This window comes from Arthrobacter sp. UYEF3, from assembly GCF_040546245.1.
Lineage (GTDB): Bacteria > Actinomycetota > Actinomycetes > Actinomycetales > Micrococcaceae > Arthrobacter.
In genome coordinates this window covers 1-2,520 of the sequence record NZ_JBEPNK010000056.1, presented here as the reverse complement: position 1 = coordinate 2,520, position 2,520 = coordinate 1, and the positions used below count along the sequence as shown (strand labels likewise).

Annotated in this window: 1 protein-coding gene; it reads right to left on the bottom strand. The window is 70.2% G+C overall.

All coding sequences use genetic code 11. The features are described 5' to 3' along the window. Positions 1–36 precede the first annotated feature (36 nt). Positions 37–2,280: a helix-turn-helix domain-containing protein gene (locus ABIB14_RS18630; RefSeq protein WP_354237382.1), complete on the bottom strand. Its 2,244-nt coding sequence runs from the start codon at positions 2,278–2,280 to the stop codon at positions 37–39. Positions 2,281–2,520: the final 240 nt, after the last annotated feature.

Genomic DNA, 2,520 nt, shown 5'->3' with positions numbered 1-2,520 from the left:
CAGGGCTCCTGACATGGTCACATATTCGGTGTGATGTCAGTGGCGGTTTTTGATGCCGAACTGCAGTACCAGGCTGGTGCCGGGGTAGACGGTTTCGGTGGCGGTGAGATGGTCGCAGAGTTCGGCGGCGGCCTTCGTGGCGCGGGCGGTTGGCAGCGGGTCCAGGGTGATCTCGAGGTGGCCGCCGGCGGGCCGGATATCGCCGGGCCGGACAAGCATCTGCCGGATGAGGGCGTGGGCCTCGTCGGCGGCGCGGGCGTAGCCGGTGTTCATCCGGACGTCGCGGGCGAGGGCGGTGACTGTGTTGAACGCGGCGATCTTCACCGCGTGGGTGAGCAGCTTGGTTTCGGTGTCCAGGATCTTCTGCGCGGGGGCGATGTCCCCGAGCCGAAGCCGGGCCGGCACGGCCCGGTGGGCGGCCTGCGCGTTGTCCAGGTCCTGTTCCGCCTGACGCAGTGGTGCGGTGAGCAGGTTGTAGGCCTCGTTCGTGATGAGCACGGACCCTTGGCCGGTAGCGGGGGTGCGGGCGGTGAGCAGGGCCGCGTCGGTGGCGGCCTTCGCCGCGGCATGGCGGGCCGTCACGGACACCACTGTGGTGTGGGCAATCTTCTTCGCCGGGTTCGGCACCATGCGTTCGGCGTCATCGTCACTGACGGCGTAGGCGTCCTGGGAGTCCAGGTCGAAGTGCAGGCGCGCGTAGCGGAAGTGGTTTTCCTGCCGCCAGCGCGAGCCCATCCGGAACAGCAGTTCCCCGGGTGTGAGGTCGGTGCGGGTGGTGAGCAGGTGGATCTGGCGCACGGCACCCTTACCGTTGTCGATCAGCCGGGTGATCTGGCGCATGCCGAAGACTTCAGCGTTCTTCTTCTCCCCGACGGGCAGGTCCACCAGGGCGTCGGCGGCCTCCCATGCGTGGGCCAGCCCGGTCTCCGGATCGGTGAACGTCACAGTGCCGAAAAGCTCCGCGCCGAGGTCCTCGGCGGTTCCCTTGCGCCAGGTCAGGGTGTCGAAGCCTTTGTCGGCCATGTGTTTGAAGAGGGCCGGGGACCAGCCGCCGCGGTCGAACCCGACGAGGACCCGCCTGTCATTGCCGACAATGTCCCGCAGGGTGGGCAGCAGCCGGCGCAGCTCCATCGCCAGGGAGGCCCCGGGTTCGGCCAGGACGACCATGACCGGGTCCCCGGCCGCGTCACTGACCCAGGTCTCCAGGGTGGCCGGGGCCGGGAACTTCAACCGGGTGGAATGCTGCTTCGCGATCTTCCGGGTGCCATGGTAGGCGCGCACGTGCCCGTCCACGTACAGCAAAGCCGCCAGGTCCTCCCCGTCCGGGCCGCTGCCGGAGAGGTGGCGGGAGGCCATCGCCGTGATCAGCTCAGCGGCTTTCCCCGTTTCGGCGAGGGCAGCGAATTTGCGGCGGATGGTTTTGACCTCCGGGGCGCGGTCCATCCCCAGGATCCGGCCCAGGGCGTGCGGGTCGAACCGGGTCCCGCCCCCGGCGCGGGGTTCGCCGGCCAGGGCGCGGAACACCGCATCCAGCAGCACTGTCTCCAGCCCGTAGAACCCCGGGGCCAACTGCCGGTAAACCTCGTTCGCGCAGGGGAGGAGCCCGGTCGACGCCAGGGCCGGCAGGGCCAGGAACAGTCCGGCCAGCGGGACCCGGGCGGCCGGGGCGAACACCGGCTCCGCATGGGACATCAGTCCGGTCCGGGCTGCGGCGCGCTCACCCATGCGGTCCGCCGGCGCCGGGAGCACCGGCAGATCCAGGGCCTCCTGCCCCGGAAGCTGCCCACCGTGCACGGGGTACTGCGGCTGTTCTGCCTCCGGCACGGCCTGCCCGGCGGCGGTTTCCGCGGGTTCTAGGGCGCGCATCACGGTGGTCGTGGACAGCCCGGTCGCGGCGCCGATCGCGCGCAGGGACTGCCCGTCCGCCCGGCGCCGGAGGATCTCGGCGACCACGGTGTCCGTGAGCCGGGAGGGGCCCCTCGGGCCGGGTTTCTCCGGGACCAGGGCCGCGGTCCCGCCGGCCTGGTAGTCCTTCCGCCACCGCCACGCGGTGCCCGGGGCGGCGCCGAACGCCGCGGCGACCTGCGCCACCGGGGCGGCCTTGAGCCTGAGCAGCTGTACCGCGGCCAGCCGCTTCCCCGTCTCGTCCCCGGCGTCCCACTGGAAGGACAGTACCCCGAAGAGGTAGACCCGGCCGCCGGTTTCGTCTTCCAGGACGGCGGCGGCCCCAAGCTCCACCGCCTCGGGCGGACACAGGGGAAGGGGCGGCTGCGCGGTCATCCAGCCCATCTTCCCACCTCCCGGAACCCAATAGAATCTCCCCCTAATTATATGACACTGCGGGCAGGATTAAAAGACCCTGGACCCGCAAAATCCCCGCCAATCCGGGAAACCCGGCCAGCCCCCGAAACCCCCATGTCAGGAGTGAGTATTTGATGCCTTGAGAGCCACCCGATCGTGCGGTTCAGAGCCAGCGATCGTGCGGAAGAGAGCCAGTGGTGGTGTGGTTGGGAGCCACTG